At 63.6% G+C, this 26,690-nt stretch carries 24 protein-coding genes; 19 read left to right on the top strand and 5 right to left on the bottom strand.

The features are described 5' to 3' along the window. Together BXA07_RS28230 and BXA07_RS28225 are read right to left on the bottom strand one after the other, a co-directional pair. On the bottom strand, nt 1-576 hold a 576-nt coding region (locus BXA07_RS28230), incomplete at its 3' end, for an IS1595 family transposase (RefSeq protein WP_139335830.1). A gap of 171 nt (nt 577-747) precedes the next feature. Next, the gene (locus BXA07_RS28225; RefSeq protein ID WP_076573021.1) at nt 748-1,647 is read right to left on the bottom strand and encodes a DMT family transporter; all 900 of its coding nucleotides are present in this window, start codon (nt 1,645-1,647) and stop codon (nt 748-750) included. A gap of 316 nt (nt 1,648-1,963) precedes the next feature. Here BXA07_RS28225 and gcvA point away from each other — a divergent pair, with 316 nt between their 5' ends. Beyond that, nucleotides 1,964-2,908 (top strand): transcriptional regulator GcvA, encoded by a 945-nt coding sequence (gcvA, locus tag BXA07_RS28220; RefSeq protein ID WP_034759349.1) that lies wholly within the window; start codon nt 1,964-1,966, stop codon nt 2,906-2,908. Beyond that, nucleotides 2,905-3,282 (top strand): hypothetical protein, encoded by a 378-nt coding sequence (locus BXA07_RS28215; protein ID WP_076573020.1) that lies wholly within the window; start codon nt 2,905-2,907, stop codon nt 3,280-3,282. The genes gcvA and BXA07_RS28215 overlap by 4 nt, the downstream gene beginning before the upstream one ends. Nucleotides 3,283-3,388: 106 nt before the next feature. Here BXA07_RS28215 and orn read toward each other — a convergent pair whose 3' ends face one another. Then, nucleotides 3,389-3,985: an oligoribonuclease gene (gene orn, locus BXA07_RS28210; protein ID WP_170909761.1), complete on the bottom strand. Its 597-nt coding sequence runs from the start codon at nt 3,983-3,985 to the stop codon at nt 3,389-3,391. A gap of 56 nt (nt 3,986-4,041) precedes the next feature. Here orn and BXA07_RS28205 point away from each other — a divergent pair, with 56 nt between their 5' ends. From BXA07_RS28205 to BXA07_RS28135, 15 genes are all read left to right on the top strand, one after another. Beyond that, nucleotides 4,042-5,322: a M48 family metallopeptidase gene (locus tag BXA07_RS28205; protein WP_076573019.1), complete on the top strand. Its 1,281-nt coding sequence runs from the start codon at nt 4,042-4,044 to the stop codon at nt 5,320-5,322. Continuing rightward, nucleotides 5,319-5,684, top strand: a complete 366-nt coding sequence (locus tag BXA07_RS28200; RefSeq protein WP_076573018.1) for a 4a-hydroxytetrahydrobiopterin dehydratase — start codon at nt 5,319-5,321, stop codon at nt 5,682-5,684. Before BXA07_RS28205 ends, BXA07_RS28200 begins: the two co-directional genes overlap by 4 nt. Further along, on the top strand, nt 5,681-6,586 hold the full coding sequence (gene rsgA, locus BXA07_RS28195; RefSeq protein WP_034785059.1) for a ribosome small subunit-dependent GTPase A: 906 nt from the start codon (nt 5,681-5,683) through the stop codon (nt 6,584-6,586). Before BXA07_RS28200 ends, rsgA begins: the two co-directional genes overlap by 4 nt. 265 nt (nt 6,587-6,851) lie before the next feature. Then, on the top strand, nt 6,852-7,307 hold the full coding sequence (locus tag BXA07_RS28190; protein ID WP_076573017.1) for a hypothetical protein: 456 nt from the start codon (nt 6,852-6,854) through the stop codon (nt 7,305-7,307). A 182-nt stretch (nt 7,308-7,489) separates the two neighbouring features. Further along, nucleotides 7,490-10,333, top strand: coding sequence for an ATP-binding protein (locus tag BXA07_RS28185; protein ID WP_244556436.1), 2,844 nt, complete (start codon nt 7,490-7,492; stop codon nt 10,331-10,333). Between the two features lie 279 nt (nt 10,334-10,612). After that, nucleotides 10,613-11,533 (top strand): ornithine carbamoyltransferase, encoded by a 921-nt coding sequence (gene argF, locus BXA07_RS28180; RefSeq protein WP_076573015.1) that lies wholly within the window; start codon nt 10,613-10,615, stop codon nt 11,531-11,533. Nucleotides 11,534-11,602: 69 nt separating this feature from the next. After that, nucleotides 11,603-12,838: an argininosuccinate synthase gene (locus tag BXA07_RS28175; protein ID WP_034759383.1), complete on the top strand. Its 1,236-nt coding sequence runs from the start codon at nt 11,603-11,605 to the stop codon at nt 12,836-12,838. 191 nt (nt 12,839-13,029) lie between these two features. Then, a complete protein-coding gene (locus BXA07_RS28170; protein ID WP_076573014.1) occupies nt 13,030-14,841 on the top strand; it encodes a methyl-accepting chemotaxis protein in 1,812 nt (603 codons plus the stop codon). 4 nt (nt 14,842-14,845) lie between these two features. Next, a complete protein-coding gene (locus tag BXA07_RS28165; RefSeq protein ID WP_076573013.1) occupies nt 14,846-15,304 on the top strand; it encodes a chemotaxis protein CheW in 459 nt (152 codons plus the stop codon). Then, nucleotides 15,301-16,542 carry a CheR family methyltransferase gene (locus BXA07_RS28160; RefSeq protein ID WP_076573012.1) on the top strand — a complete coding sequence of 414 codons (1,242 nt, stop codon included), beginning with the start codon at nt 15,301-15,303 and terminating at the stop codon, nt 16,540-16,542. Before BXA07_RS28165 ends, BXA07_RS28160 begins: the two co-directional genes overlap by 4 nt. 9 nt (nt 16,543-16,551) lie before the next feature. Continuing rightward, entirely contained in the window at nt 16,552-17,238 is a 687-nt protein-coding gene (locus BXA07_RS28155; RefSeq protein ID WP_076573011.1) for a chemotaxis protein CheW, read from the top strand. Then, on the top strand, nt 17,235-19,556 hold the full coding sequence (locus BXA07_RS28150; RefSeq protein ID WP_076573010.1) for a hybrid sensor histidine kinase/response regulator: 2,322 nt from the start codon (nt 17,235-17,237) through the stop codon (nt 19,554-19,556). The genes BXA07_RS28155 and BXA07_RS28150 overlap by 4 nt, the downstream gene beginning before the upstream one ends. A 10-nt stretch (nt 19,557-19,566) precedes the next feature. Further along, the gene (cheB, locus tag BXA07_RS28145) at nt 19,567-20,616 is read left to right on the top strand and encodes a chemotaxis-specific protein-glutamate methyltransferase CheB (protein ID WP_076573009.1); all 1,050 of its coding nucleotides are present in this window, start codon (nt 19,567-19,569) and stop codon (nt 20,614-20,616) included. A 10-nt stretch (nt 20,617-20,626) separates the two neighbouring features. After that, nucleotides 20,627-21,652: a diguanylate cyclase gene (locus BXA07_RS28140; protein ID WP_076573008.1), complete on the top strand. Its 1,026-nt coding sequence runs from the start codon at nt 20,627-20,629 to the stop codon at nt 21,650-21,652. Between the two features lie 25 nt (nt 21,653-21,677). After that, entirely contained in the window at nt 21,678-21,992 is a 315-nt protein-coding gene (locus BXA07_RS28135) for a pyrimidine/purine nucleoside phosphorylase (protein ID WP_076573007.1), read from the top strand. On the opposite strand, the gene murB is transcribed toward BXA07_RS28135, so the two are convergent. Next, nucleotides 21,993-23,021 (bottom strand): UDP-N-acetylmuramate dehydrogenase, encoded by a 1,029-nt coding sequence (gene murB / locus BXA07_RS28130; RefSeq protein ID WP_076573006.1) that lies wholly within the window; start codon nt 23,019-23,021, stop codon nt 21,993-21,995. Between the two features lie 185 nt (nt 23,022-23,206). Here murB and BXA07_RS28125 point away from each other — a divergent pair, with 185 nt between their 5' ends. Both BXA07_RS28125 and BXA07_RS28120 read left to right on the top strand, forming a co-directional pair. Then, nucleotides 23,207-23,692: a YajQ family cyclic di-GMP-binding protein gene (locus BXA07_RS28125; protein ID WP_076573005.1), complete on the top strand. Its 486-nt coding sequence runs from the start codon at nt 23,207-23,209 to the stop codon at nt 23,690-23,692. A gap of 182 nt (nt 23,693-23,874) precedes the next feature. Beyond that, complete coding sequence (locus tag BXA07_RS28120) at nt 23,875-25,140, top strand: nitronate monooxygenase (RefSeq protein WP_076573004.1); 1,266 nt, start codon at nt 23,875-23,877, stop codon at nt 25,138-25,140. A gap of 53 nt (nt 25,141-25,193) precedes the next feature. Here BXA07_RS28120 and BXA07_RS28115 read toward each other — a convergent pair whose 3' ends face one another. Then, the gene (locus BXA07_RS28115) at nt 25,194-26,492 is read right to left on the bottom strand and encodes a leucine-rich repeat-containing protein kinase family protein (RefSeq protein WP_244556437.1); all 1,299 of its coding nucleotides are present in this window, start codon (nt 26,490-26,492) and stop codon (nt 25,194-25,196) included. Nucleotides 26,493-26,690: the final 198 nt, after the last annotated feature.

The following is a 26,690-nucleotide window of genomic DNA, read 5'->3' as shown; positions in this document are numbered from 1 at the left end:
GAAATCGAGGGTTTGTCCCGTGCGGTCGCGCGCCACCAGGATGCAGACTTGTTCACTGGAAATGCCGCGCTGGCGGGCGTGGCCGCCCCGGCGGCATCCCTTTTCCGATTCCAGCAGATACAGCTCGTCGGCCTCGGCGATGCCATGCAGGCACAGCGGCCGGTCCGTCCTGGCGAGCGTCAAAAACCGGTGGCGCCAGCGAAAGGTGGTGTTGCGGTGCACGCCCAGCTGGTTTGCTGCCTTGCGCACGGAAGCCGATGCCAGCAGGCAATCGGCGTAGGCTAGCCACAGCGATTTATGGCGCAGGCGCGCCAGCGGCGTGCCGGTGAGCGCATTGAAGGTGCGCCCGCACGGCACGCAGCGGTAGCGCTGCAGTCCGTGCGCATGACCGTGCCGGTGAGCATGGCTGCTGTGGCAGGCGGGACAAGCCAAATGCGGCTGTGCCACGCTTTCAAGCAATGCGACGGTGGCGTCGTGTGGCGTGTTGCCACGCAGCAGGGCGATCCCTGCCTGCCGCTGGCGGCGGCTCAGCTGGGCAAACTGCGCGATAAAACGGATCCATTTGGCGTGCTGCATGGAAGGCTCCTGTTTGTCTGATATAGACAGTCAGACAGCCGGGGCAGAGCAAAATTCCTGGCGTTCCCCTACTTAACGGAGACAGAGCCAAAAAAAAACGCCGCGACAGGAAACCTGTCGCGGCGCCAAAGGAGACCGATCGGTTGGGCCGATCAGATCAGGAAAAAATGCTCAGGCGCTGGCCTGTGCTGCAGGCATGGCCGCCGCCTTGGGCGAGGGGCGCTGCGCCAGCAAGACCACGGCGGCCAGCACCATGGCGCCGCCCAGTAATTGCGTGCCGCTGACGGATTCCTTCAGCAGGGTCACGCCGAAGGCCATCGTGATGACGGGCTCGAAGGTGGAAATGATGGACGCCTTGGCCGCGCCGATCTGCGCCACGCCGGCAAAGAAGGCCGCAATGGCGATGGCCGTCGAAAACAGGGCGATGGCGCTGACGGCCAGCCAGCCCGTCGCCGTGCCCGGGAAGGAAACACCTTGCCACAAGGCGATCGCGCTGTTCGACAGGCCAGCCGTGCCCAAAATCACGACGCAAGCGGCCAATGGGTGAATATTCTCGCGGCTTTTCGACAGGCTGTTGCCAAACAGAATGTAGACGGCGTACACGCCGGCCGCCATCAAGGCCAGGGCGATGCCGATGGGCTGGCCCTGCAGCTTGCCGCCCAGGGTGATGGCCATGCCGGCAATGGCCAGCGCCATCAGCACCAGCATGCGCCGGTCCAGCTTTTCCCAGCCCAGCGCCAGCGCCAGGATCGTCACCAGCACCGGATACACATACAGCAGCATGCCGCACAGGCCGCTGCTGGCATACATCAAGGCATTGAAATAGCCTTGCGACTGGGCCGTGTACATCAGCCCCATCAGCATGTAGCCGGCCAGCAGGCGGCCGCGCGGCAGGCGCCAGCCACCGAGCCACACGAGCGGCAGCAACAGCATGGCGGCGATGACGAAACGCAAGGCCAGCATGGTCGACGGATTGACCCCGGACGCATAGGCCGCCTTGGCAAACACGGCGGAACTGCCGAAACCGGCGGCCGACAACAACACCAGCGCAACGGCGCGGCGATCAGACATGACTAAACCTCTTTCAGTAACACCTGGGTAAACCTGCTGCGCGTCGCGCTTTGCGGCCGGCGATGCTCACCGCCTCGGCGGCCCCGTACAAGTACGGTTGCGCTTCTCAGCCACAAATCACTGCCGTTCGCGACGGTTTCCCAGGCGTTGTAAATATAAATAAATGGCAAGGCTGGAAGATAATGCATGCGTGAATCCTATTGCGGGTCGTTTCACGCATAAGCGGCATCATATTCGCTTGCGCAAAATGAAACAAACCAATATTCTTCACGGATAGGCCGAATTTTACTGAGGCTCAATTCCCTGGAAGACTGCCATGTCACGTCCCTTGCCACCGCTCGCCGCCCTGCACGCCTTCGAGGCGGCTGCCCGCCATGAAGGTTTCCAGCGCGCGGGCGAAGAATTGCACGTCTCGGCCGGCGCCATCGGCCACCATGTCAAACAGCTCGAAGCGTGGCTGGGCATCGTCCTGTTCCAGCGCCTGCCGCGCGGCGTGGTGCTCACCAGCGCCGGCCAGCGCTATGCGGCCTCGCTGGGGCCGATCCTCAACCAGCTGGCCGATGTGTCCGAACAGGCGCGGCGCCAGGGCGACGACAAGGTGGTGACGGTGACGGCCACCAGCTCGCTCGTCTCGCGCTGGCTGATGCCGCGCCTGGGCCGGCTGCGCGACCGCTACCCGCAGATCGAACTGCGCGTGCTGGCGTCCATGCACCCGGTCGACCTGGCGCGCGACGGCGTGGACGTGGCCATCCGCCTGGGACCGGGCCGCTATCCGGGCCTCAAAGTCGATTTACTCATGGAAGAATGGTTTTCCGCCGTCTGCAGCCCCGATTTCCGCGCCAACGCGGCCAGCCTGCGCCAGCCCGCCGACCTGCTGCGCTATCCGCTGCTGCACGACGAGCCGGAAGTGCACCTGCCCGGCGAAATCGACTGGACGCGCTGGCTGCACAGCTGCGGCGTGCATTACAGCGGCAATAGCGGCAACAGCGGCGCGCGCTTTTCACACACCTATCTATGCCTGGACGCGGCCGCCAGCGGCCAGGGCGTGGCCATCGCCGCCAGCCCCCTGATCGGCGACGACCTGCGCTCGGGCCGCCTGGTGCGCGTCTTCGAACACGCGGTGCGCGGCCCCCACTGCTATTATCTGCTGCGCTCGCCCCAGGCGGAAACGCGGCCCCTCGTGCATGCGTTCTGCGAATGGCTGATCGCCGAGGCGCGCGCCGACCAGGAAACCGTCTGGCCCACCGTGGAGACAGCATGACGACACACGAACTGGCGCGCAGCGCCGACTATATTGTGCAGCACGAATACGAACAGGCCAGCGTGACGGCCGCCGATGGGCGTCACGCCAGCCTGGGCGAATTCTATGGCGACCCGGCCGTGGCCTTGATCGATATCAATGAGCAATGGTGCGCCGTGGCGGGCGAGGGATTGGTGCTGTGCCGGCTGAAGCAGCCGTTCGGCCAGTGCGTGGAATATTTCCGCCAGCCAGGCGAAGTGCGCTGGATCACGGCTTTACGGCAAACGGGACCGTTTGCGCTGGAGTGGCGGGACGAGGATGGGGCTTGGCACAGCCTCGATTTCGACTTTGAAACGATTGTAACGGAAACTTCGCGACGCCCCGCAAAACCGTAGCGAGCGGAAGGGAGAGGTGGCTAAGAAGCGCAACCGTACGAAGGTACGGTGAGCATCGCAGGCCGCCTATACCGACGCGCAGCAGGTTTTGCGAGGCGTCTTCACATCACAGCTTGATAAAGTGCTCGCGGTAGTACTTCAATTCTTCGATCGATTCCAGGATATCGGCCAGCGCCGTGTGCTTCTGGTGTTTCTTGAAACCGGTGGCGATTTCCGGCTTCCAGCGCTTGCACAGCTCTTTCAATGTCGATACATCAACATTGCGATAGTGGAAGAATGCTTCCAGCTTCGGCATGCCGCGCACCATGAAGCGGCGGTCCTGGCCTATGGTGTTGCCGCACATGGGCGACTTGCCTGCCGGCACGTATTTCTTCAGGAACGCGATCAGTTCCGCTTCCGCCTGCGCTTCCGTCACGGTCGACGCTTTCACCTTGTCGATCAGGCCCGAGCGGCCGTGCGTGCCCTTGTTCCAGGCATCCATCTTGTTCAGGGTTTCATCCGACTGGTGAATCACGAACACGGGGCCTTCGGCCAGCAGGTTCAAGTGCATGTCCGTCACCACCACCGCCACCTCGATGATGCGGTCGGTATCGGGCTCCAGGCCCGTCATTTCCATGTCGACCCAGACCAGGTTCATTTCGTTGGGACGTGCGGGCACGGTGGGTGCGGGGGTGGATGCAGCTAAGTCGGTCGCTTGTGACATAATTCTCTCTTGGCCTAATCAAACTAAATAATCAGCCATTTTCTCACAGGCACAGAATGTATTCACTCGCGTTTTCGATTTTGTTTGTTTCCGTCCTCGTTTTGACCCTGGCCGTGCGCTTCTGGCTCGCTTCGCGGCAGATCCGCCACGTGCTGGCCCACCGCGCCGCTGTCCCGCCCGAATTCGCGGAAAAAATCCCGCTGGCCGCGCACCAGAAGGCGGCCGACTATACGGTGGCCAAGACCAAGTTCGGCCTGCTGACCCTGCTGGTCAACTATGCCGTGCTGATCGGTTTTACCTTGCTGGGCGGCCTGCAATGGCTGGCGCTGCACCTGAATGAATGGATGGGCGCCGGTTCGCCCATGCTGTATCAGATCGGCCTGATCGCCGCCTTTGCCGTCATTTCCGGCCTGATCGACCTGCCCTTCGACTATTACCGCCAGTTTGTGCTGGAACAACGTTTCGGCTTCAACACCATGGCGCGCAAGCTGTTCTTCACCGACATGCTCAAGGGCGTGGGCCTGGGCGCGGCCATCGGCTTGCCGCTGATCTGGGTCGTGCTGACCCTGATGGCGAAAAGTGGCGGCCTGTGGTGGCTGTACGCGTGGTTCGTCTGGAGCGGCTTCCAGCTGCTGATGATGGTGCTGTTTCCTACCGTCATCGCCCCCCTGTTCAACAAATTCACGCCGCTGGCCGACGAAGCGCTGAAAAGCCGCATCGAAGGCTTGATGCAGCGCGTCGGCTTCGCCTCGAAAGGCTTGTTCGTCATGGATGGCTCGAAGCGCAGCGCCCACGGCAATGCGTATTTCTCGGGCTTTGGCGCCAACAAGCGCATCGTCTTCTTCGACACCCTGCTGTCGCGCCTGGCGCCGCAGGAAATCGAGGCCGTGCTGGCGCATGAACTGGGCCACTTCAAGCTCAAGCACATCGTCAAGCGCATCGCCATGATGTTTGTCATCTCGCTGGGCTTTCTGGCACTGCTGGGCTTCCTGAAATCGCAGCCGTGGTTCTATGCGGGCCTCGGCGTCGACCCTGTCGCGCTGGCATTGACGGGCCAGCCGACGGACGCGCTGGCCCTGCTGCTGTTCATGCTGGCCTTGCCGGTATTCACTTTCTTGCTGGGACCGCTGACCTCGCTCAGCTCGCGCAAGCACGAATTCGAAGCCGACGCCTTTGCCGCCACGCACACGCAGGCGGACGATCTGGTGTCGGCGCTCGTGAAGATGTACGAAGACAATGCGTCGACCCTGACGCCCGACCCGCTGCACTCGGCCTTCTACGACAGCCACCCGCCGGCCAGCGTGCGCATCCGCCACCTGAAAGGAGCCGCAGCATGAGTACGCCAACGACACTGCAAGAGCTGGCCCAACTGTCCTGCACGCCACGCCAGCACGCGCTGGGCGACACCGGCGTCGCCACCCTGCACGCGCTGCTGCCGCAATGGACCGTGCGACAAGGCAAGCTGTGCCGCGACTACGGCTTCAAGAATTACTACCAGACCCTGGCGTTCGTGAACGCCCTGGCCTACATGACCCATACGCAAGACCACCATCCGGAGCTCATCATTACTTACAAAACCTGCGCCGTGCGCTACGACACGCATTCGGTCAACCAGGGCGCTGGCGGCCTGTCCGAAAACGACTTCATCTGCGCCGCCAAGGCCGACCTCATCTTCCAGAGCAGCCAGGTGGCCCCATGAGCGAAGGCAAGTTGACAGGCGTCATCATCGCCGCCCACGGCCGCCACTACCTGGCCGACGTGGATGGCGCCAAGCTGCAATGCGTGACACGCGGCAAGAAAACCAATGTGGCCGTGGGCGACATCGTGCACCTGACGCGCACCTCGAACGACCAGGCCGTCATCGACCGCATCGAGGAACGCAAGACCCTGCTGTACCGTTCGGACCAGTACAAATCGAAGCTGCTGGCGGCCAACCTGACGCAGCTGTTCATCGTCGTGGCGACGGAGCCGGGCTTTGCCGACGACCTGATCTCGCGCTCGCTGGTAGCGGCCGACGCGGCCGGCATCGAGGCGCGCATCATCCTGAACAAGACGGACGTGACGGCCTCGCTGGAGCGCGCCCGCGAACGCCTGCTGCCGTATTCCTCGATGGGCTATCCCGTCGATGAAGTGTCGGCGCGCGCCGAGCCGGAACACGCCGTGGCCACGCTGGCGCCGCTGCTGGCGGGCCAGTCGTCGATCCTGATCGGCCAGTCGGGCATGGGCAAGTCATCCCTGATCAACCTGCTGGTGCCGGACGCCGACATCGCCGTGCGCGAAATCTCGGCCGCGCTCGACACGGGCAAGCACACGACGACCTTCACGCGCCTGTACAAGCTCGACGAACTGGGCGCCAACAGCTCCATCATCGATTCGCCCGGCTTCCAGGAATTCGGCCTGTACCACTTGTCCGAAGGCATGCTCGAACGGGCCTTCCGCGAATTCCAGCCCTACCTCGGCGGTTGCAAGTTCTACAATTGCCGCCACCTGATCGAGCCGCAGTGCGCCATCCTGCAAGCCTTGTCCGAAGGCAAGATCGCCAAGATGCGCCATACCCTGTATGGCCAGCTGCTGCACGAATCGGCGCAGACGCTGTATTAAGCAGTTGCCCCACACAAATATAGCAACAGAAAAAGCCCGGCTGACAAAATTTAATTTCTCAGCCGGACTTGCCTGCCGACTTTAATCCCAAAACCATTCGGTCGCCGTTTTATGCGCTTCATCGCATGAAACCCGCTATCCATCGCCTGCCGCTGGCGATGGCCAGGCGCGTTTGCTAACTTGACACCAGTCCCTGCCGGAAACCTGCCAGCGACCACGCGATCTAACTCTCATAATCCAGCCATCCTGATCGAAGGTGAATGTCATGCATGCCAAACGCCCCCTCCCCATCGTCCTTGCCATCTTCGCGCTGGCCAGCGCCGCCGCCCAGGCCCAGACGGCAGCCTCGCCGCCGGCCACGGACAGCGTGCGCGTCTCGACCGGCGCCTACTACCACGTTACAGCACAGGAAGCCCTGAGCATAGAACAGCAGTACCGCCTGTCGAATGGACAACGCATGGAAATCCATGAATCGGATAACCATTTCTACAGCCGCCTGATAAGCGACCATGAACTCCAGGAAAAGCCCGCCGTGGAAATCTACCCCACCGGCCCTGGCCGGTTCGCCAGCAAACGGGGCGCGACCTTCGTCTTCAGCAATGAAGGCGAGCACGTGGTGATCGACGACGCCCAGCTGCTGCCGGGCCTGCGCATGCCGGCCGCCATGCGCAGCGCCAGTACCGTTTCCGGCAGCGCCGGCATCCGCCTCGTGTCGCGTTAGGCGCAGCCGCTCACGTGTGGCACGGCGGGCAGGCAACGCCCCGCCGTGGCGCCGGCGCGCGACGCACAATTCAGTCCTGCAAGCTGAACAATTCCCCTGAATGCAGCTTACAATGCCATGACGCATGGCCTGTCCCGTCGCAGGCTGGCGCCACTGTTTGCAGGGAGTATGCTCGAATGGAAATGTTCGCGCTCGAACATGACGTAGCGCAATGGGAAAGCGCCTTGCTGCCGCTGCGCGGTGCCGGGCGCGTCCCGCTGCTGCTGTTGCTGTCCTGGCATTTGCGCCAACGTGATTGCGCTAGAGCAATGCAGCTGAGCGCGGAAGCCCATTTGCTGCTGCCGCTGGCCGGCCTGGACACGGCCGCACTGGAACAGGCGCGCGCGCGCCTGCAGCTGGTGCAGGCAGAAGTGGCATGGCTGCAAGGTTCACTCGATGCGGCAGAAACCCAGGCCCTGGCCGCGCACGCCACCTTGTGCGCGCACGGCAACAGCGCCGCCTGCGCCGACGCCCACTGGCTGCTGTCCTCGATCGCCGTCGACCGGGGCGACCACGTGCGCCGCGACGCCGAACTGCAGGCGGCTGCCGAGCAGGCGCGCCGCGCCGGCGATCCCATGCGCGCCAGCCTGGCCGACGCGGCCACGGCGCGCTGGGCCGTCCTGGGCGATGCGCCCGCCGCCCAGGCCCGCTGGAGCAGGCAATTCCAGGCCGATGGCGGCAAGCTGCCCGCGCCGCTGGCCACCTGGGTACACGATTTCCATGGCCTGCTGGCCCACCGCTCGCGCGACCTGGGCACGGCCGCCGGCCACTACATGCAAAGCTATGAGGCGGCGCTGGAAAGCGGCCAGCTGCGCGGCGCCATCACGGCCGCCATCAATATCGGCGATTGTTTCGCCAGCCTCAACGACCACGAATCGGCTCTCGAATGGATGCAGTGCGCGCTCGACCTGGCGCGCCCGACAGGCTGGCCCCGCAGCATCGGCGCTTGCCAGACGCATGCGGCCGAAACCTTGCGCAAGCTGGGGCGCCTGGGCGCCGCCGAGGAATTGCTGCGCGAGGCGCTGCAGACCCTGGCGCCCGTTACCGGTGCGCGCACCTATGCCAACGCCCTGCTGCACCTGGGCGAACTGAGCCTGGACAAGGGCGACTACGACACGGCACTCGACGCCTTCAGCCGCCTGGCGCAGCGCGCCGAAGCACTGGGACAGGCCGATTTCCGCAGCATGGCGCAGCGCGGCAGCGCGCACGCGCTATCCTACCTGGACCGCCCCGACGAAGCGCACCAGGCGGCGCAGCGGGCGTGCCAGATGGCCGTCGCGCAGGGCGACGCCATGCACCAGGTGGCGGCGCTGCGCGTGCTGGCCATGCTGCATGCGCGCCATGAACTGCCGCCGCCGCCCAACATGGCCGAGCGCAATCCGGCCCTCCACTATCTGCACCAGGCGCTGCAGGTAGCCGCCTCCATCGACGGCTATACCCCGCCCGGCGAACTGCTCGATGCGCTGGCGCGCGAATATGCGCACGCGGGCGACTATGCGCGCGCCTACGATATCGCCCTCGATGCGGGCATGGCGCGCGAAAAAAGCCACACCCAGCAGGCGAACAACCGCGCCACGGCCATGCAGGTCTACCACCAGACGGAACACGCGCGCTCGGAAGGCTATCACCACCGAGAACTGGCCGCCTCCGAGGCGCGCCGCGCCGAAGTGCTGCAGCAGACCAGCGACACGCTGGAGCGCCTGTCGGCCATCGGCCAGGAAATCACCACCCACCTCGACGCCGGCGCCGTGTTCCAGGTGCTGGACCGCCATGTGCATGCATTACTTCCAGTCAACACCTTCGCCGTCTACATGCTCGATCCAGCCGGCACGGCGCTGCGCCGCGCGCACGGCATGGAAGCGGGCCGCCCCCTGCCCGACAATACCATTCCGCTGAGTAATCCACGCGCCTATTCCGTGCGCTGCCTGCTGGGCCGGCGCGAAGTGTATATCGCCCAGGTGCCGCCCAGGCGCCATGCCTACACGGTGCCCGGCACCCTGCATAACCAGAGCGTGCTGTACGTGCCCTTGACCGTGGGCGAGCGCGTGCTGGGCGTGATGACGGTGCAGGCTTGCCATGCCGATGCCTATGGCGAACGCGAACGCCTGATCTTCCGCACCCTGTGCGCGTATGGCGCCATCGCGCTCGACAACGCCAGCGCCTACCGCCAGTTGCAAGATGCTCAGGCGCAACTGGTGTCGCAGGAAAAGCTGGCCGCCCTCGGCTCGCTGATGGCCGGCGTGGCGCACGAACTCAATACCCCGATCGGCAACAGCCTGCTGATCGCCAGCACCATGCAGCAAAAGACGGAAGACGTGGAGCGCCTGATGAACGGTCCCGGCCTGCGCCGCTCCGACCTGGCCGCCTACATCGACGATGCGGGCAAGGCGGCGGCGCTGGTGCTGCGCAGCCTGCACAGCGCGGCCGACCTGGTCAACAGCTTCAAGCAGGTGGCCGTCGACCGCACCACCGAACAGCGGCGCCAGTTTGATCTGCAGCAAGTGAGCAATGAAATCATCGCCACCGTCATGAACCGCATCCGCGGCTCGGGCAACCGCATCGAGACGGAAATCGATTTCGGCATCGCCATGGACAGTTATCCCGGGCCGTTCGGCCAGGTGATCACCAATCTGATCAACAACGCCCTGCTGCACGCCTTCCCCCCCGGGCCCAACGACGGCGCCGCCGGCACGGGCTGCATGCGCCTGTCGGCGACGCCCGACGGCGCGCGCGTGCGGATCGTGTTTGCCGACAATGGCGGCGGCATCGCGAAACAGCACCTGTCGCGCATCTTCGACCCCTTCTTTACCACCAAGCTGGGCCAGGGCGGCAGCGGCCTCGGTTTGTCGATCAGCTACAACATCGTCACGGCCCTGCTGGGCGGCACCATCGAAGTGGCCAGCAGCCCTGCCGGCACGCGCTTCACGCTGGACCTGCCGCTGGTGGCGCCACAGCTCGACAGCGCCAGCCCGGCCAGCATCTACTAGCGTGGCGCGGGGACGCGCTTGCTTGCCTATACAAGTACCCGTCCGGACGGTCTTTCCAATCTAAAAGCAAAACCCTTATAATTGAACGGCTGAAGTCCCTGCCATTGCATTATTTTCAACGTGGCAAACCGCATCGTTCCGCGCCGCCAGCGTGCGCGGACGACGATCAACACAGCAGCGCGCCGGGCAAGGCCGTCATCAGCGAGAAAGCTTCGTCGCTGATGCAAGCCGGCGGGAAAGGCACGCCGCCGGCGGCCTGCGCATCTTCAAGTGGTCATTATGTCGACAAAAAAACCGATCAAGCACTACCTCCAGTTCTCCGATTTCACGTTGGACGAGTATGAATACGTGATCGAACGCGCCCATCTGATCAAGCGCAAGTTCAAGAATTACGAAATCTACCATCCGCTGATCGACCGCACCCTGGTGATGGTCTTTGAAAAGAATTCCACGCGCACGCGCCTGTCCTTCGAGGCCGGCATGCACCAGCTGGGCGGCGCCGCCATCTACCTGAACACGCGCGACTCGCAGCTGGGCCGCGGCGAGCCGGTGGAAGACGCGGGCCAGGTCATGTCGCGCATGTGCGACATCATCATGGTGCGCACCTTCGGCCAGGACATCATCGAGCGCTTCGCCGCCAATTCGCGCGTGCCCGTGATCAATGGCCTGACCAATGAACACCACCCGTGCCAGGTGTTTGCCGATATCTTCACCTATATCGAACACCGCGGCTCGATCGCCGGCAAGGTCGTCGCCTGGATCGGCGACGCCAACAACATGCTGTACTCGTGGCTGCAGGCGGCTGAAGTGTTCGGCTTCCACGTCAACGTATCGACGCCGAAGGGCTACGACATTGATCTGGCGCAAGTCAAGACGGCGCGCTACACCTTCTTCGCCAACCCGTCCGACGCCTGCGAAGGCGCGCACCTGGTCAACACGGACGTGTGGACCAGCATGGGCTACGAAGCGGAAAACGCGGCCCGCATTGCCGCCTTCGACGGCTGGATCGTCGATGGCGCGAAGATGGCCCGCGCGGCGCCCGACGCCCTGTTCATGCACTGCCTGCCGGCCCACCGCGGCGAGGAAGTGGCCGCCGAAGTGATCGACGGCCCGCAATCGGTCGTGTGGGACGAGGCGGAAAACCGCCTGCACGTGCAAAAAGCCCTGATCGAATACCTGTTACTCGGTAAAATCCAATAATTCGCCTGGAATTGCAGAAATCCCGGCAGCATCGCACCACATACCTCGACAACGACAACTGGAAGCAATATGAGCGACATTAAAAAAGTAGTCCTGGCCTATTCCGGCGGACTCGACACCTCCGTCATCCTGAAATGGCTGCAAGATAACTACCAGTGCGAAATCGTCACCTTCACGGCCGACCTGGGCCAGGGCGAAGAACTGGAACCGGCACGCGCCAAAGCCATCAAGTTCGGCATCAAGCCGGAAAACATCCATATCGAAGACGTGCGCGAGGAATTCGTGCGCGATTTCGTCTTCCCGATGTTCCGCGCCAACACCGTCTATGAAGGCGAATACCTGCTGGGCACCTCGATCGCGCGTCCTTTGATCGCCAAGCGCCTGATCGAAATCGCCAACGCCACGGGCGCCGACGCCATCTCGCACGGCGCGACCGGCAAGGGCAACGACCAGGTGCGTTTCGAACTGGGCGCCTACGCGCTGAAACCGGGCGTGAAGATCATCGCCCCCTGGCGCGAGTGGGACCTGCTGTCGCGCGAAAAACTGCTGAAGTACGCGGAAGACGCCGGCATCGAAATCGACATGAAGCACAAGAACGGCGGCGCGCCGTACTCGATGGACGCCAACTTGCTGCACATCAGCTTTGAAGGCCGCCACCTGGAAAACCCGAGCGCCGAAGCGGAAGAAACCATGTGGCGCTGGACCGTCAGCCCTGAAAAGGCGCCGGATGAAGCGGAATACCTGGACATCGAATACGAAAAAGGCGATATCGTCGCCATCAACGGCGTGCGCATGTCGCCCGCCACCGTGCTGGCCGAACTGAACAAGGTTGGCGGCAAGCATGGCGTGGGACGCCTGGACCTGGTGGAAAACCGCTATGTCGGCATGAAATCGCGCGGCTGCTATGAAACCCCGGGCGGCACCATCATGCTCAAGGCCCACCGCGCCATCGAATCGATCACCCTGGACCGCGAAGTTGCCCATCTGAAAGACGACCTGATGCCGCGCTACGCGTCGATGATCTACAACGGCTACTGGTGGGCGCCCGAGCGCGTCGCCCTGCAAACCCTGATCGACCACACGCAGGAAACCGTGAACGGCTGGGTACGCATCAAGTTGTACAAAGGCAATGTCATCGTCGTCTCGCGCGACTCGAAGACCGATTCGCTGTTCGACATGAACATCGCCACCTTCGACGAAGACGGCGGCGCCTACAACCAGGCCGATGCCGGCGGTTTCATCAAGCTGAACGCCTTGCGCATGCGCATCGCCGCCATCGCCCGCGAAAAGCGCGGCCAAAAATAAGCTGGACGAGGGGGGCGGCAACGCTTCCTTTCCTCCCAGCAAAAGCCGCCTTCGGGCGGCTTTTTTGCATTTACAGCGCACTCGTGCGCGATTTACGCCCCGCCACGTGCCGGATTGTCCCCATTTTGCTGTCTGCGTGGCAAAATGCTACAGTGCAATTGTGCTGACCTTCCCGCCTTCGGAGCCCTCCCATGTTCAAAGACCTGAGTATCAAGAATAAACTGTACCTGGGCTTCGGCTCCATCGTGGCCATCATCCTGATCCTGCTGGGCGTGGCCTACAACAGTTTTTCGCGGCTGTCGGAAGCCAATGCATGGGACCGCCACACGATGGACGTGCTGGTCGAGATCGACAAGATCCACAATTCCATCCTGCAAATCCAGGTGGAAGTACGCGGCTACATCCTGACCGGCAATGAAGCCTCGCTGACGCCGGAAACGGACGAGACGGCCATACTGAGCCAGCACACGCAAAAAGCCATCGCCATGACGGTCGATAACAAGGTGCAGTCGGAACGCTTCCGCAAGATCGACCAGCTGACCACCACCTGGGTCAAGGACTGGATCACGCCCCTGATCGAAAAACGCCGCGCGCTGGGCAATGGCCCGGGCGCCACGGAAGCGGTGGCGCGCACCATGCCGCCATCGGGCTATCCGGCCGTGGCACAGGCGAACAAGCTGCTCGACGAGGTGGCGGCGGAAGAATCGCGCCTGCTGGCCGAACGCACGGCCACCACGGCAAAATTGCAGGAAACCATGATGCTGACCCTGGCCCTGGGCGGCCTGCTGTGTGTCGTGCTGGCGCTGGGCATTTCCTACCTGCTGGGCCGCTCCATCCTCGGCCCGCTGAACAGCCTGACGGATGCCGTCGGCCGCATCGCCGCCGGCGAACAGGGCGCGCGCGCCGCCATCCTCTCGCGCGACGAGCTGGGCAAGGTGACGGAAGAATTCAACCGCATGGCGCAAACCATCCAGGACAACCAGGCCAATGAGCTGGCCGCGACGAACACCTTGCGCGCCAAGGTCGATTCCCTGCTGGAAGTCGTGTCGAAGGCGGCTTCGGGCGACCTGACGGGCAAGGTCGGCATCACGGGCAGCGACGCCATCGGCCAGCTGGGCAACGGCCTGGCGAAGATGTTCGAGAACCTGCGCAGCCTGCTCAACAATGTCCAGAAGGCCGGCATCCAGGTGACGACGTCGGCCACGGAAATCGCCGCCTCGGCGCGCCAGCAGGAGGCCACGGGCATTGAGCAAGCGCAAACCAGCGTTGAAATTCTCAGCACCACCAAGGAAATTTCGGCCAACACGAGCCAGTTGCTCAAAACCATGGAAGACGCCACCGCCGTGGCCGACTACACGACGAATGCCACGGCCGAAGCGCAAAACAACCTCAAGCGCATGGATTCGACCATGCAGCACATGGTCTCGGCCACCGATTCCATCAACGCCAAGCTGGCGGCCCTGTCGGAAAAGGCCAGCAATATCAACAGCGTCCTGATCACCATCACGAAAGTGGCCGACCAGACCAACATCCTGTCGCTGAACGCCGCCATCGAGGCGGAAAAGGCGGGCGAGGCGGGCCGCGGCTTTTCCGTCGTGGCGACGGAAATCCGCCGCCTGGCCGACCAGACCTCGGTCTCGACCTGGGATATCGAGCAAATGTTAAAAGAAATGCAATCGGCCGTATCGGCCAGCGTGATGGGCATGGATAAATTCTCGGAAGAAATCCGCCGCAGCGTGGGCGAAGTGCGGCAAGTGGCCGAGCAGCTGTCGTCCGTGATGGACCAGGTGCAGAAACTCACGCCGCAGTTCGATGCCGTGTTGCAAGGCATGCAGTCGCAGGCCATCGGCGCCTCGCAGATTTCCGACACCATGATGCAGCTCAATGACGCCACGCAGCAGACGGTGGAATCCCTGAAAGCCACCAGCGAAGCGGTGCACCAGCTGCAATATGCGGCGGGCGACCTGCAGTCGAGCGTGTCGACCTTCGCCGTGACCATCTGATCCCATGAAAGTACTGCTCTTTCACATCGGACGCGACCGCTACGGCCTGCCCCTGGCCGGCATCGCGCGCGTGCTGCCGCTGCTGGAACTGAAGCAGTTGCCGCTCACGCCCGATTACGTGGCCGGCCTGATGGACTTGCATGGCACGCCCGTGCCCGTGATCGACCTGTCGCGCCTGGCCGGACTGCCGGCCGCCGCCGCGCAGTTCGACACGCGCATCGTCATCGTCGACTACCGCGCGCCAGGCGGCGAAACGATGCACGCGCTGGGCCTGCTGGCGTCGCAGGTGCGCGGCATCGCCGACATCGACCCGCAAGGGCTGGAAGACAGCGGCGTGGCGACGGCGCCCTTCCTGGGCCAGGTGGCCAGCGACGCCGACGGCATCGTGCAGCTGGTCGAACTGGAGCAGCTGCTGCCGCCCGACGTGCGCGCGCTGCTGTTTCCATCCGCGAGCGCGGCATGACGGCGCAAACCCTGCTGCGCCGCGCCACCGGCCTGTCCGTCTCCAGGACCGTGGCCGAGCGGGCCGTGGGCCAGCGCATGGAGCAGACGGGCTTTACGGATAGCGCTGCCTATCTGCAGGCGCTCACGCCGGCCGAAATGACGCAATTGATCGAACTGGTGGTGGTGCCTGAATCGTGGCTGTTCCGCGATCCGCAGGCGTTCTACGCCACCGTCGAACTGGTGCAGGAACGCTGGGCACGCGGACGCGCCACGCGCATCCTGTCGATTCCGTGTGCCGGCGGCGAGGAACCGTATTCGATGGCCATGGCGCTGCGCGACGGCGGCGTGCCGAAACAGGCGTTCAGCATCGACGCCTACGACCTCAGTCCCGGCTGCATCGAGCGGGCGCAGGCCGGCATCTATGGCCGCAACGCCTTCCGCGCCCAGGACGTGGCCTTCCGCGAACGCTATTTCACGCACGTGGCCGACGACGCCTACCGCATCATCGACGCCCTGCGCGAACAGGTCACCTTCAGGCAGGGCAATTTGCTGCAGTTCGACACGGCCACCTACAGCCGCCACTACGACGTCATCTTCTGCCGCAACCTGCTGATTTATTTTGACAAACCGACCACGCGCGCGGCCATCGCCAATCTGTCGGCCCTGCTGGCCGATGACGGCATGCTGCTGGCCGGCTATGCGGAAGTGCCCTCGTTCTGCCAGAACGGCTTTGCGCCGCTGCAGTTCCGCCAGGCCTTCGCCCTGAAGAAGGATACGGCGCCGCCGGCAGCAGCCATCCAGCTGGCGCCGCTGTCCCCCTTGCCCGCGCTGCGCGGCGTGCCGCCCGCGCCGAGGCGTGTTGCCGCACCCGTCGCGCCAGCGGCCGTGCGCACGCGGCCCGTGTCCGTGCCCTCTTCCCCGCCAGCGCCGGCCGCCCCAGCGGACCTGCTGGCCGAGGCGCGCCTGCTGGCCGACCGCGGCCAGCTGCGCGAAGCGGGCGAAAAATGCCATGCCCACCTGGCCCGCGTGCCCGAGGCGGCGGAAGCGTATTTCATGCTGGGCATCATCAATGAACTGGCCGGCAAGATGGACCTGGCCGACGACTACTGGCGCCGCTGCATCTACCTGCAGCCCGACCACTACGAGGCGCTGTGCCATCTGGCCCTGCTGGCCGGGCGCAACGGCAACCATACGGCCGCCGTGACGCTGAAGGCGCGCGCGGCGCGCATCTACCAGCGCCGCCAGGCCACCAACTAAGGGGCACGCATGACAACCATCATCGCCAGCGAGACTCTGGAAACCATCGACGACTGCTGGAACCGTATCGGCGTCGTCGGCGACCAGAGCTGCCCCAGGCTGCCCGCCAACGTGCATTGCCGCAATTGCGACGTGTATGCGGGCGCCGCCCAGCGCAACCTGCAGCGCCCCGTGGATGCGCACTACCAGCAGGAATGGGCCAGCCATTTCCGCCGGCTGGACGCGGGCGGAGCCGCGCGCGACTGCTCCGCGCTGGTGTTTCGCATCGGCCGCGAATGGCTGGCGCTGCCCACGCAGGTGTTCGACTCGGTGGCGCCGCAAGCCAGGCCGCACGTGCTGCCGCACCGCAGCGGGCGCGGCCTGGCGGGCATCGTCAATATCGGCGGCAAGCTGTATCCATGCATGTCGCTGGCGCACCTGCTGGGCATCGACGAACAGGGCGCGCCCGCGGCCCGCGGCCGCCACACCTTCGCCCGACTGCTGCTGATGCGCTGGGAAGAACAGGCTTACGCCCTGCCCGTGGCCGACCTGCACGGCATCGTGCGCTACGCATCAAGCGCCGTGCAGGCGCCGGCCGCCACCATCAACAAGGGCCTGTCGCGCTTCCTGTCCGGTGTCATCACCGAGGGCGACATGCGCATCGGCTGCCTGGACACGGCGCTGATCGGCTTTCAACTTGCGAGACTATTACGATGAGCCAGGACCAGCACGGCGACCTGAGTGCCTTTTCCATGCTGGACCTGTTCCGCATGGAGGCGGACAGCCAGACCCAGATTCTCACCGACGGCTTGCTGGCCATGGAACGCCATGCGGGCGACGCCGCCGCCGTCGAGTCGATGATGCGCGCGGCGCACTCGATCAAGGGCGCGGCCGCCATCGTCGGCCTGCAGGTGGTGGTGCAGCTGGCGCACGGCATGGAAGACAGTTTTGTTGCTGCCCAGCATGGCCGCCTGAAACTCACGCCGGAACGGGTCGACGTGCTGCTGTCGGGCGTCGACCTGATCGTGCAGCTGTCGCGCCTGGACGACGCGGGCGCCGAAGCGTGGCTGGCCGCCAACGCGGCGCAGATCGACCGGACCCTGAACGCCATCGCCGGCATCGCCGAGCTGCCGGAACTGCCGGCCCTGCCTGCGGCCCCGCCAGCGGCGCCGGCGCCGGCGCCACTGGCTGCAGCGGCGCCATTGCCGGCAGAAGTTACTGAACAGCAAGTTCCCCTGGCCAGCGGCCTGGCCGGCGAAGAAACGGCCGCTGCCGCCGCGCCACGGGCGGGCGCAGGCGCACCGGCCAAGGCGCAGGCACAGAATTTCGACAAGCTGCTGTCGCTGGCCAGCGAATCGCGCATCAATGCGCACCAGATGCATCCCTTCATCGGCGCCCTGCAGCGCTTCAAGCGCAACCAGAGCAGCCTGTTTTCCGCCATCGAACACCTGCACGTCGCCATTTCCCGCTCGGGCGACGCGGGCCTGATGGAAAAATCCCTGCTGGCGCTGCAAAAGACGCAGCCCCTGAAGCAGTTCATGCTCGAGCACATCGCCGACATCGAAACCTATGAACGGCGCCTGCTGGCCGTCTCGCAGGGCATGGTCGACGAAGTGCTGGCCCTGCGCATGCGTCCTTTCCGCGACGGCATCCACGCGTTTCCGCGCATGGTGCGCGACCTGGCGCGCAGCCTGGGCAAGGAAGTGCAGCTGGAAATCGACGGCGAAGACACCCTGGTCGACCGCGACATCCTGGCGAAGATCGAAAGCCCCCTGAACCACATGCTGAGGAATGCCATCGACCATGGCATGGAAGGCCCGTACGAGCGCATCGACGCGGGCAAGGAAGCGATGGGCACGATACGCATGGAGGCGCGCCACCGCGCCGGCATGCTGAGCATCGAGATCAGCGACGACGGGCGCGGCGTCGACCTGGAAAAAATCCGCCAGTCCGTGATCGAGCGCAAGATGGCCAGTCCCGCCATGGCGGCCGCGCTGTCGCCGGGCGAACTGCTCGAATTCCTGTTCCTGCCCGCCTTCAGCCTGAAAGCCACGGCGAACCAGTTGTCCGGGCGCGGCGTGGGCCTCGACATCGTGCACGAGACGATACGCCAGCAAAACGGCACGGTGCGCCTGGAATCGGAGCCGGGACGCGGTTTCCGCGCCCTCATCACCCTGCCGCTGACGCAGTCGATCGTGCGCGCGCTGGTGATCGACATCCAGGGCGAAGCCTACGCCATCCCCATCGTCAAGGTGGAAAGCGTGGTGCGCGTGCCGCAGGCGGCCATCCACACGCTGGAAAACAAGCAGTTCTTCGAGCTCAAGGGCGAGCACCTGGGCCTCGTGTCGGCCGCGCAGGTGCTGGAACTGGGCGAGGCGAATACGGGCGCCACCGACCTGCCGGTGGTGGTGGTGGGACGGGGCAAGCAAAGCTATGCGCTGGTGGTCGACGCCATCCGCGGCGAGCAAAGCCTGGCGGTGCAGGCCATCGACCCGATCTTCGGCAAGATGCGCGATATTTCCGCCGCCGCCCTGCTCGACGACGGCGAACCGGTGCTGATCCTCGACGTGCCCGATCTGCTGCTGTCGATCGAGAAGCTGCTGCACGAGGGCGGCCTGCACCAGCTGGCGCAGGCCGGCCACGCGCAGCAGCGCCGCGCCAAGCGCATCCTGGTGGTCGACGACTCGCTGACGGTGCGCGAGATGGAGCGCAAGCTGCTGCTGGCGCGCGGCTTCGACGTCGACGTGGCCATCGACGGCATCGATGGCTGGAACGTGGTGCGCAGCGGCGAGTACGACCTGGTGATCACCGACGTCGACATGCCGCGCATGGACGGCATCGAACTCGTTTCGCTGATCAAGAAGGACCTGCACCTGCACAAGCTGCCGGTGATGATCGTCTCGTACAAGGACCGTCCGGAAGACCGCGCGCGCGGCCTGTCCGCCGGCGCCGACTATTATCTGACCAAAGGCAGCTTCCACGACGAGACCTTGCTCGACGCGGTGGCCGACCTGATAGGAGATGCCCGCTTATGAGCCGTCATACATGAAAATTGCCATTGCCAACGATGTCGCCATGGCCGCCGAGGCCCTGCGCAGGGTGGTCGCCAGCACGCAGGAGCACCAGGTGCTGTGGATCGCCCGCACGGGGCTCGAAGCGGTGCGCATGTGCGAAGGCAACCGCCCCGACCTGATCCTGATGGACCTGAACATGCCCGAGATGGATGGCGTGGAAGCGACGCGCCTGATCATGGAGCAGAGCCCGTGCGCTATCCTGGTCGTCACGGGCCGGCCGCAGGACAATGTCAACCAGGTCTTCCGCGCGCTGGGCGCGGGCGCGCTCGACGTCACGGCCACGCCCGTGCTGCAGGGAGAGGTGGGCGGCGACAGCGAACTGCTGGCGAAAATCAAGACCATTGGCAAGCTGATACGCCACAGCGCCGAAGCACCGCCGCCGCGCCAGGCGCCAGCCAACGGCGAACGCGGCGACGGCCAGGTATCGACCCTGGTGGCCATCGGCGCCTCGACGGGCGGGCCCTCAGCGGTAGCCAAGGTGCTGGCCGGCTGGACGGCGCCGCCCGGCTGCGCCATCGTCGTGGTGCAGCATATCGATGAAACCTTCGCCTCGCACTTCGCCAAATGGCTGGACGACCAGCTGAACATGCCCGTGCGCGTGATCGCCGACGGCGACGAGCTGGTATCGGGCACGGTGTTGATCGCCAAGACCAATGATCACCTGCTGCTAGATCAAAATTATCGTTTGGGTTACGATGCAGCACCACGCGACTATGTGTACCGCCCGTCCGTCGATGTCTTCTTCAATTGCGTGGCGCAGCACTGGCGCGGCGACGCCATCGGCGTATTGCTCACAGGCATGGGGCGCGACGGCGGCGACGGCTTGCTGGCCATGCGCCGCGCGGGCAAGACCACCATCGCGCAAGACCAGGCCAGCAGCGCCGTGTATGGCATGCCGCGCGCGGCAGCCGAACTTGATGCGGCGCAATACATCCTGCCCCTGGATAGAATAGGCGCCAGCCTGCGCAGCCGCCTGGGCGCCAAACTCAACAATGGGTGGGAGCCCTCCCCTAACATCTGAAAAGAATGCAATGCCAGAATTTTCCTCCAGCTTCATCCAGCACGAACCCGCATTGACCGAATTCAAGGTCAGCGTCCTGCTGGTGGACGACCAGCTGATCATTGCCGAGGCAATCCGGCGCATGCTGAGCGACCAGCAGGATATCGAGTTTCACTATGTGACCGACGCCAGCCAGGCGCTGGACACGGCGCAGCGTTTGCAACCTACCGTCATCCTGCAAGACCTGGTGCTGCCTGGCATCGATGGCTTCAGCTTGATCAAGCTGTACCGTGAACAGGAGGCGCTGGCCCATGTGCCGGTCATCGTGCTGTCGGCCAAGGACGACCCGAAACTGAAGGCGCACAGCTTTGCCGTCGGCGCCAACGACTATGTGGTGAAGCTGCCGGACCGGCTGGAATTGCTGGCGCGCATACGCTACCACTCCAACGCGCACATCAGCCGGCTGCAGCGCGACCAGGCATTTCGTTTCCTGCGTGAAAGTCAAAAGAACCTGGCTGACGCAAATATTGAACTGCAGAAACTCGCAGCCCTCGATGGCTTGACGGGCATCGCCAACCGCCGCCGCTTCGATGAAACCGTGCAATTCGAATGGCAGCGGGGCCAGCGCGACAAGACGCCCCTGAGCCTGCTGTTATGCGATATCGACCATTTCAAGAGCTATAACGACCACTACGGCCATTTGCCGGGCGATCTGTGCCTGAAAAAGGTGGCCGCCGTGCTGACCGAACATTTGAAGCGGCCGGCCGACCTGGCTGCCCGCTACGGCGGCGAAGAATTCGCCCTGATCCTGCCGGAAACGGAACCGGCCGGGGCGCTGCTGATCGCCGAAGCGTGCCGGCGCCACCTGGAAGGCTTGCAGATCGAGAACCCGGCAGCGCCGGCCGGCATCGTCACCATTTCGATCGGCGTGGCCACGGTGGTGCCATCGCCACGCACGACGATCGAACAACTGATCAACCGCGCGGACCAGGCCCTGTACGCGGCCAAGCGCGGCGGACGCAACAGCGTGCTGAGCGCCGATGACGCCAGCGAATAGTTTTTAACCCCAAGGAAAGTGAAGCATGAGCACACAACTGGACAATGTCAGCGTCGTCAAGAAGTCGAACATCTACTTTGATGGCAAGTGCGTGTCGCACAACGTCATCCTGGCCGATGGCACGAAAAAAAGCGTGGGCGTGATTTTCGCGTCGTCGTTGCGCTTCAACACGGGCGCGCCGGAAACGATGGAAATCGTCGGCGGCCTGTGCAAGGTACGCCTGGCCGACGCGACCGAATGGAACAGCTATGGCGCGGGCACGCAATTCAAGGTGCCGGGCAATAGCTATTTTGATATTGAAACGGTGGAGACGCTCGATTACGTCTGCCACTTTGCTTAATTAGATAAACACAGGCTCGGGCGACAGGCGCACGCCATATTTCGCCTCTACATCATCCTGTATCGCTTCCGCCAGCCGGGTAATGTCCGCGCCACGAGCGCCGCCATTATTCACGAGGACCAGTGCCTGCCTGGGATACACTCCCGCGGGCCCCAGGTTCTTTCCCTTCCAGCCACACTGGTCGATCAGCCAGCCGGCCGCCAGCTTTTCCGTGCCATCGGGCTGCGCATGGTGCACCAAGGCGGGAAAACGTTCCAGCAAGGCAAGACATTGCTCGCGTGACACCACCGGATTCTTGAAGAAGCTGCCCGCATTGCCGATGACGGCCGGGTCCGGCAATTTCCTGCGGCGGATCGCCATCACCGTCTCGGCCACCTGTTGCGGCGTCGGTTCGGCAAGATGACGCTCGGCCACGGCCTGCGCCAGTTCCGCGTAGCGCAGGTTCGGCTGCCACTGGGCGGGCAAGGCAAATGTCACTTCCAGCACGATCAGCTCGCGCCCGTCGACCTGCTTGAAGATGCTGTCGCGGTAGGCGAAGCGGCAGGCGTCGCGGTCCATGTCGAAGACGATGCCGCTGGCACTGTGCATGACGCTCACGCTATGCAGATAATCCTTGATTTCGACGCCATACGCGCCAATATTCTGTATAGGCGCCGCGCCCACCGTGCCGGGGATCAGCGACAGGTTTTCCAGCCCGCCCACGCCTTGCGCCAGGGTCCACTGCACGAAATCGTGCCAGTTTTCGCCGGCCGCGGCCGTGACGAGTATCGTGTCGAAATCCGCCTGCGCCAGGCGCATGCCGCGCGTGGCCATGTGCAGCACCACGCCGGGAAAGTCCCCGGTCAGCACGATGTTGCTGCCGCCGCCCAGTATCAGGCGCGGCATGGCGGACAAGACGGGATCTTGCAGCGCCGCGTGCAGCTCGGCCTGCGAAGTGATGCGTACGTAGGCGGCCGCATGGGCCGTGATGCCGAAGGTATTCAGGCGCTGGAGGTTGTAATTGTGTTCGATGGTGAGCTCTGGATGCATGGGATAGGGAAATTTTGCTCGATTATAGAGCGAAAGCGACAAAAAACCACCTCAGGACAAGGGCGACTTGCCCGTTGTCCGTTAAAATGTCGCATCTTTAACAGGGCCGTCCCATGGCGCGGAATCAGCCGCCAAGGCCCAGCGCGCCGAGCGCGCGCTCGCTTTAACAAGAAAAGGAACAGACCATGCCGTCATTTGACGTAGTCTCCGAAGCCGATATGATCGAAGTCAAGAACGCAGTCGAGCAATCCAACAAGGAAATCTCGACCCGCTTCGATTTCAAGGGCAGTGATGCCCGCGTCGAGCACAAGGAAAACGAATTGACCGCGTTCGCGGATTCGGAATTCCAGCTCAGCCAGGTGCGCGACGTGCTGACCAATAAATTGACCAAACGCAAGGTCGATGTGCGCTTCCTCGACGAAGGCGACATCAAGAAGATCGGCGGTGACAAGGTCAAGCAGATCATCAAGATCAAGAATGGCATCGAATCGGATGACGCGAAGAAAATCGTGCGCGTCATCAAGGACAGCAAGATGAAAGTGCAAGCGAGCATCCAGGGTGAAGCCGTGCGCGTCACGGGCGCCAAGCGCGACGACCTGCAGGCGGCCATGGCCATGCTGCGCAAGGACGTGCCCGACATGCCGCTGGAATTTAATAATTTCCGCGATTAATTTCGAAGAGCGCATGCTCCGGCCTGCGCTTGCGCCCGCATGGCGGCAAGCTGCCCCGGAGGGCCCGCCCGCTTGGGGTAGAATTGAAGCTGCGCACAGCTACATGCGCCCGCGCGCCTGACCGGCAGCGGGCTTGACCGTACATCTGGCTCAGTGATAACCACGGTAGTCTAAGGATAGCAATGAAACGTGTTGATGATTTCCGCCTGCGATTTGGCAAAAAAGAATATGTGCCCATCATGATAGGCGGAATGGGTGTGGATATTTCCACGTCGGAGCTGGCCCTGGAAGCGGCCCGGCTGAACGGTATCGGCCATATCTCCGATGCCATGGTGGAAGACGTGTCGGATCGCCGTTTCGACACCACCTTCGTCAAAGACAAGACGAAACTGTACAAGTTCAACATCAATAACAGCGACAAGGCCGTGGTGCAGTTCGACCTGGGCCGCCTGGCGGAAGCGCAGCGCCTGCATATCGGCCGCACCATGGAAGCGAAAAAAGGCGATGGTTTGATCTTCGTCAATTGCATGGAAAAGCTGACCATGAACGGCCCCCGCGAAACCTTGCGCGTGCGCCTGAATGCGGCACTGGACGCGGGTATCGACGGCATCACGCTGTCGGCCGGTCTGCACTTCGGCTCGTTTGCCCTGATGGCCGACCATCCGCGTTTCCGTGACGCCAAGCTGGGCATCATCGTCTCGTCCGTGCGCGCCCTGCAGATTTTCCTGCGCAAGAACGCCAAGCTGGACCGTTTGCCCGACTTCATCATCGTCGAAGGACCATTGGCCGGCGGCCACCTGGGTTTCGGCATGGACTGGGCCAATTACGACCTGCACACGATCACGGCTGAACTGCTGGCCTACCTGAAAGCGGAACAGCTGGACATCCCGCTGATCGCCGCCGGCGGCATCTTCACGGGCAGCGACGCCGTTTCCTTCCTGGAAGCGGGCGCGGCCGGCGTGCAAGTGGCGACGCGCTTTACCGTCACCAAGGAATGCGGCTTGCCAAACAAGGTCAAGCAGGAATACTACAAGGCCTCGGAAGAAGACATCATCGTCAACGGCGTCTCGCCGACCGGTTACCCGATGCGCATGCTGAAAAACACGCCCGCCATCGGCGCCGGCATCCGTCCAGGCTGCGAATCGTATGGCTACCTGCTCGATGCGACGGGCAACTGCGCGTACATCAACTCGTACAACCGCGAAGTGGCGGCCCATCCCGAGCAAAAGACCGTCGTCGTGATGGACAAGACTTGCCTGTGCACGCACATGCGCAACTTCAACTGCTGGACCTGCGGCCATTACACGTATCGCCTGAAGGACACCACGCATAAGCTCGACAATGGCGAATACCAGATCCTGACGGCCGAACACGTCTTCAAGGACTACCAGTTCAGCGTCGACAACCAGATCGCCCTGCCGGAAAAAGAAGAGCCAGTGGCCGGTTGAATCTTGCCAGCCTGACATAAAAATGGCGCAGCCTGCACGGGCTGCGCCATTTTTTATGCCTGGAACATTTCCAGCAATTGCCGCTCGATCTCGGCAAACAAGGGCCGCCGCGATATTTCTTCCTGCAGACAAGCTTCCTGCATGGCCTGCAGGGCCGGCAAGGGGGTCGGACAATGGGCCATCAACTCGCCCAGCAGCACGCCAAAGGCGCGCGCCTCCATGCCCTGCAGCACGTCCCCTTGCGGCGAGCCGGGCGCAAACATCGAAGCCGCACCGAAGTCGCCCAGCAGGCAGGCGCCGCCGTCCGCATGCAGGATATTGTGCGCATACAAGTCGCCATGCACGATGCCGCGCCCATGCAGCTGGCACACGGCCGAGGCGATGCCCTGGGCAATGGCCAAGGCTTGCGCTGCGTCAAAGCTTACGCCCTCGGCATACACGTCGCGCGTGCACGATGCCAGGCTCGGCGGCCCTGCCAGGTTGCGATAGGCCACGTCGATCAGCGGCATGACCAGGCCCATCGCCCCTTGCGGATGCGCATCGAGCGTCCCGAGGATGGGAATCAGCCCCGGATGCGTCCCCGCGCTGACACAGGCGGCCATTTCACTGCGCGGCAAGCCATCGCTGGTCATCGCCCCCTTGAACACTTTCACAGCGACATCCTCGGCATCGTCGAGGCAGGCACGATAAATGACGCCCGACGCGCCCTCGCCCAGCTGCTGCGCCAGTTGCAAACGCTGCCAGGCCACGCCGGCAGTCGCGGCGCCGCTCAGTGCGGCCAGTTCCCATGCTTCCGTAAAAGGATTGCCCGCATAGGCAAGCCAGCTCAGGCGCGGCAGGGACAGCAGGCAATCGGGGAGCGCCGTGAAGCGGTTGGCGGCGATGCGCACCAGTTCCAGCTTGCGGCAGTTCACCAGCGATGCCGGCAAACTGCTCAGGCAATTTCCCGCCAGCATGAGTTTCTGCAAATGCCCGCACTGGCCCAGCTCATCCGGCATGGATTCGATGGCGTTATCGGTGAGGGTCAGCCAGCGCAGTGCGGCGGGCAAGGCTGCGGCCGGCACGTGGCGTATGCGATTGGCCTTGAAGCCGATCATTTCCAGCGCAGGGCAGGAACCGAGCACGGCTGGCAAGATAGTAAACAGATTATCCGAGCAAAAGATGATGCGCAGCTTGCGCAAGCGCGGCAAGTCATCCGGCAGCGATGACAGGGCGTTGCCGGACAGGTCGAGGATTTCCAGGCTGTCGGCCAGGTCGAAGATCTCGCTGGGGAAGTCGGTCAGGCCGCAGGACAGCTTCAGGCGGCGCACGCCGGCCAGTTGTCCCGCGCGTAATTGCTCCAGTGTATGCAAGGCAGACAAGATATTCCTTTCAAGGTGGCACCCGGTCGATGCCATGCATCAAATCATTGGACGTAAAAAAACCCCCACCGGATCACCGATGGGGGTTTTTTCGAATAACAAGCCTGACGATAACCTACTTTCACACTGGTTGCAGCACTATCATCGGCGCAAAGTTGTTTCACGGTCCTGTTCGGGATGGGAAGGGGT

It is taken from the genome of Janthinobacterium sp. TND4EL3 (assembly GCF_900156175.1).
Classification (GTDB): Bacteria; Pseudomonadota; Gammaproteobacteria; order Burkholderiales; family Burkholderiaceae_D; genus Janthinobacterium.
This window is presented reverse-complemented; position numbering and strand designations above follow the sequence as displayed.